This window comes from Flavobacterium sp. XS2P24 (assembly GCF_030010285.1).
Taxonomy (GTDB): Bacteria; Bacteroidota; Bacteroidia; order Flavobacteriales; family Flavobacteriaceae; genus Flavobacterium; species Flavobacterium algoritolerans.
The window spans coordinates 1-4908 of the sequence record NZ_JASCRU010000055.1; the positions used below are offsets into that span (position 1 = coordinate 1).

General features: G+C 34.5%; 6 protein-coding genes. 1 reads left to right on the forward strand and 5 read right to left on the reverse strand.

The window, feature by feature from the left end:
* Positions 1-1902 precede the first annotated feature (1902 nt).
* From QLS31_RS16015 to QLS31_RS16030, 4 genes are all read right to left on the reverse strand, one after another.
* Positions 1903-2145 (reverse strand): hypothetical protein, encoded by a 243-nt coding sequence (locus QLS31_RS16015; protein WP_282744672.1) that lies wholly within the window; start codon positions 2143-2145, stop codon positions 1903-1905.
* Positions 2135-2398 carry a hypothetical protein gene (locus QLS31_RS16020; RefSeq protein WP_144257567.1) on the reverse strand — a complete coding sequence of 88 codons (264 nt, stop codon included), beginning with the start codon at positions 2396-2398 and terminating at the stop codon, positions 2135-2137. The genes QLS31_RS16015 and QLS31_RS16020 overlap by 11 nt, the downstream gene beginning before the upstream one ends.
* Before the next feature lie 12 nt (positions 2399-2410).
* Positions 2411-2863, reverse strand: a complete 453-nt coding sequence (locus QLS31_RS16025; protein WP_282744673.1) for a DUF5675 family protein — start codon at positions 2861-2863, stop codon at positions 2411-2413.
* Positions 2864-2931: 68 nt separating this feature from the next.
* Entirely contained in the window at positions 2932-3735 is an 804-nt protein-coding gene (locus QLS31_RS16030) for a hypothetical protein (protein WP_282744674.1), read from the reverse strand.
* 97 nt (positions 3736-3832) lie between these two features.
* Here QLS31_RS16030 and QLS31_RS16035 point away from each other — a divergent pair, with 97 nt between their 5' ends.
* Entirely contained in the window at positions 3833-4324 is a 492-nt protein-coding gene (locus QLS31_RS16035) for a thermonuclease family protein (protein WP_282744675.1), read from the forward strand.
* 128 nt (positions 4325-4452) lie between these two features.
* Here the strand turns inward: QLS31_RS16035 and QLS31_RS16040 are convergent, their stop codons facing one another.
* Positions 4453-4743, reverse strand: coding sequence for a hypothetical protein (locus QLS31_RS16040; protein WP_282744676.1), 291 nt, complete (start codon positions 4741-4743; stop codon positions 4453-4455).
* Positions 4744-4908 lie beyond the last annotated feature (165 nt).

Sequence of the window (4908 nt, forward strand, 5' to 3'; positions counted from 1 at the left end):
GTCTACAAGACTCTTCACTCCCAAAATTTGCTGTAAAATTGAATAGATTCATCGCTCTTTTTTTATCAAATATAAGCCTTTTATTTAATTATGGGTAATTGCGGACAATCAAAAAAATTTAATAATTAGGTCAACAATATCTGAAATTTCAGATTTATAATGTTTGTCTGTCAACCCTTTCTTAATTCTCAATCTATTTAATTTTGCTATTGCATCATTTAATAGATTAACATCATTCTCCGATAGAGAACACTGGTCCGTTGCGATAGTTACAAGTACATTTTGTAAACCATCGATGTTCTGAAGTCTTTTTTTTCTAGACATAATAAAATAAGTTTTAGTAATAGCTTAATTGCTACCTGCTTATTTAACAATAATCAATTACTAAATGCGTAGACAATGTTCTCTATGCACCGCTTTAAAATCCCTGCTTCTTTTAATATAGAAGCTTTCATTGATACAATTCATTTCATCCTTGTAAATCTGACTTAAAACTTCTTTGAATTAATTGAATTTGATTTCAATGCTTTCATCGATTTGGCGATTTGGCTTTTCAGCGACATCGACAGTTTTCAGCAGGTTTCGAGGGAGAATTGTGCCTGAAACCCTAATAAAGGGTTGTTTAAATGAATAAACAAAAATTAAAACTCTCCATTTAGTAATTAACTTTCAAAACATATTTCAAAGAACTATGATGCAAATATACATAAATATTACTTACAGTTAATAAAAAAAGGTAAAATATTATATATTATTTTTTAAAGCAATATATATCAACAGTATATATAATTTATTATTTTGTTTTCAACTCAAGGAAATTAAATTACTATTTGAAATTTATTTTCCTAATAGAGTATATTTATTTCATATAAAAAGTGATATAATTAATTCATTTTCTTAGGTCAGGAACGCCGCAGAAAAAGCGGCTGACGTATTTGCGCCCACCCAAGCCAACGCTCGTCCAACGCTCCTGCGTTTTATGGCTTCTGCCAACGCTCTAATAGCACATTGCAGCTTGCTCCGTAAACTCCACAACTACAATAAGCTATTTCCAACGCTCAAAGCCCTAAAACACCCCCAAGCTATGTTACATAATGATAGCAACATTATAGGTCAAGCGCCCCGAACCCCGGGGCACTCGCACTATAATTTCATTATGTAAAATAGCCGCCACAGCCAACGCTCCCACCCGAAATAGGAACTATATTTGCATTGTTTTTTGAAGATGCCATACCGTATCGCAACAACTATTTTACTGAATACTGCAATTTGAAAACCGAACACTATTTCGGCATCCTCAAAAATCAAATTTCCCCACAAGAGTATCGTTTTTTATTTGCCACCATCACCGCAGTAATTGCTTTCCCGAAAAGCCGATGCCATAACGGTCTTATTGATGCTTATTACTAAAGGGAAGCATTATCTTTTTTTCATAAGTCTGGCATCAACTTTTCCAGGAAAGCAATCAGAAAAACCCCAATCAGCAAATAGAAAAACAATACACTTGTTTCGCTACTGCCAGCGCACTCGGCAAGTTCAGTTGGGGAAATCTTCCATTTCCCCAAACCCCTATGGATGCAATTTTTTTTGAAAGAATGCCACAGCATCCCATTTCAAAAGAGAATACCCGAAAGGCATTCTCTCAAAAAAAACAGCTCCAATTCTTACCTTATCCGAATGACCAGTCCCAAATTTGAAGTTTGGGGCTTCCTTGGATTTTTTTTCCCGATAAACCAACACGATTTTGATTGACAAATGAAAGCCATATAACCCCAACATAAGTGCAATATATTCCGCCCACTTAAATAAAACGGTAAAAAGTAAAGCAATTGATGTTTATTAACTACTAAAAACAATGAAAGCCCCGAATTAAGGAGCTTTCAACTAGGCTTTTAACCAAATTTAAGGGTTTGTTTTCGGTTCTTCTTCCGATTTTACAGCAGTTTGAGAAACTACAGAAATGATACTACCACCAAGAACCAAGTATCCAGCTGCCGAAACCAATCCAACAGGTAATGCAATAGGAGAGGCGATAATAATTCCACCAACTGAAGCCAAAGCAATTCCAACAGTGCGAAGTATTTTAAACCATTTTGGAGTTGGAGCATTAATTCTTTCCACTAAATTTAATTTTTTATTTTTCATAATCTTGATTTTTTAAGATTGTTAATTCAATTGTTTGTACTCTTTTTTCTAGATATTCTACTTTTTGGTTCAGTAAGTCGTTACCACTTTTGAACTCGGTTTTGATGATTAAAGCCATAGTTTTTACTTCAACCAAATCTTTTTCCATACTCTTAAAATCGGTGTGTAATTGCTTGATAAAATAAGCCACAATCGAGAGTAACAAAGTGATAAGTGTTCCAAAAAGTGTTGCGATGATGTTGATATTTTCCATTTTTTGGCCTTTTTAGAATTGAAAATTATTTTCAATGGTTATTTTGTTGTTTTCAACTTTCGCCAGTGCTACTAATTTTGGATAAATCATTTTGTAAGCTGCAACACTTTGAGTAACTTGAAAATTGCCGTCAACGAATTGGAAACCAAAACCACAAAGCGGACACCCGGCAGTTTCTTTGATAGTATTTCCGGTATGGATATAAACAAAGCTGAAGTTTGGCAAACCAGTAATTTCAATCATTCCTTCGTGCAGCTTTCCAAATGCTTTTTTGTAATCCACATTTTTAGCTCCTATAGTGTTCAACTTTAAACTAAAAACACCTTTTGGAATGGCAGTTTGTGAAGCTATTTTCACTTCTCTAATTTTATCCTCTAGTAAATAACATTGGAAAATTCCGTTGATGTATAACTGGCTCAATGTGCTTTCTTTGCCTTGGGCTACTCTTATTATTTTGCTTTCCATAGTTCTGATAGGTTTGAGATTAAACAAAAAATCCCTCACTTTTGGCGAGGGATTTTCGGAAGGTTTTTCTAAAAAGCATCCTCAACTTTCAAGCAGTTACCACTGGAAAACAAGTAGTAATTTGGTCCCACTTGTTGGTAGAACTCAATTCCGATACACTGTAAAACAGTTGTGTTTACCGTTGGAATTGCTCCATTAGGTAAAGTTGCAGTAATTGTAGTGGCAGGAACTGGAGCGTACAAATCCAAGAAAGGACTGTATTGAATATCGTTTACCTCATTCAATGCGGCATCCATAGGATCATAGCTGTTTGTGGTAGAGTTGTATTCAAAATCACTCACTACTGAAAGCGAAGTAATCAAACGGAAATGAGTTGCACCAGATGGAGCATTAACCAAATTCGCTGGATTAAAAGCATCAACAACAAATTCGCCACTTTCTCTATCAACCGTGTGAGTTAATGAAAACGGAGCGTTGAAAATACCATTGAAAGAAGAGTTTTTGTCAAACTCAAAACCTTTTAAGTAATTTCTTTGTGTTGTGATTTCAATTTTACGGTAACCTCTGGCTTCGGTTTGGTCTTCAAGGTTGATTTTCTTCATAATAGAAGTCAATCTTCCAGTTACTTGGCTGTCCGCCATTTGTTTCATCACTTGAGATAAACCAGTTCGAACAGATTTTCCAGCTTTGGCACAAGCGCCAAATTCGTTCATATTCTCACGAGTTCTCTCAAATTCAGGAGCAGTCAGCACTTGGTCGCCAGATGGTCCGCCAACCATTCCAGCGAAATAGCCTTCCTGTCCTTTAATTTTGAAGTGTCGGATATCTCCAAGAGTTCCAACATACTTGATAACACCTTTTTGTCTTGCCATTTTTTTAAGATTTAAAAAGTTAATAATTAGATTAAATTCATAAGACAAATTTCAATGATTATCTTTGATTATCAATAACTTAAATAACTGTAAATCAATGCAATACAACGCAAAAGCACCGTACATAGTGGAAACCCATTGGCAAATTGAAGAAGTCCTTGATGGCGATAGCATAATAATTTGCAATCGTTTCACTCAAATGAAAAAAGAAATCCGACTTTATGGCTTGGATGCGCCAGAAGTAAAACTAAATAGGAAGATGAAAGAGGACGAGGAGAAAAGCAGTTTACCAGCCGAATTATTGCTTCAATTTGGTTTGCAATCCTTGCACTTCGTTTTGTCGGTTGCACCGCCTAAAACGGCTGTAACTATCGTTACAGAACAGGAGAACTATTACGACTATTGGAACAGACAACTAGGATATGTAATATTACCAGGAGGAGAATGTTTGAATGATTTGCTTTTGATTAATGGGTATGCAAAAGCAACCCATAATTATTACTGTGGACGATTAGCGGAATATCAAGCAATGAACCGCCAAGCGCAGCTTAACAGTACTGGTATTTATAGCTTTGTAAAAAGTTTTTGATTTGTTGTACTTATGTTGTACCAAAGGAATTTTAATTTTCGTGAGTACCAATAAAATATATACTTCACAAGCGTATTAAGACTAACAGGCTGTTAGCAGTAGTGCTTATTCTTCAATTTCCACTTATCCTAATAAGTTTTTAAAAACTCCCCAATTTTTTTTATTGTTTCCCAATTTTCAACGCTATCAATAGCAATTCGATTAATTAACTCTTTCTGTTTTTTTAAGTCAGATTTTGTATCAACTTCGTTCAGAATTTCCACAATACGTTTTAAGGCGTAATCTTTTGAATATTCAGCAGAAGTTTCTAACATTTTTATATGCGATTTAATTTCGTTTTGAAATTCCATAACCTCTTCTAAAGACATTTTAGGGTATATTTTTAATTTGTCTTTTATGATTGAAATCCAATTCATCATTTTCTCAAGTTTAAGTAAAATTCTGCGCAATCTTTGGGCATTACTGCTAACGTCAGGCAGTGAAAAAACCTCTTTTTTCTAATATAATCTTCAAATTTCACGATACCACAATTCAAATAAGGCCTTTTAAGAAGCCGCTTTTTTTAGGCTGCAAATTTACTTTGA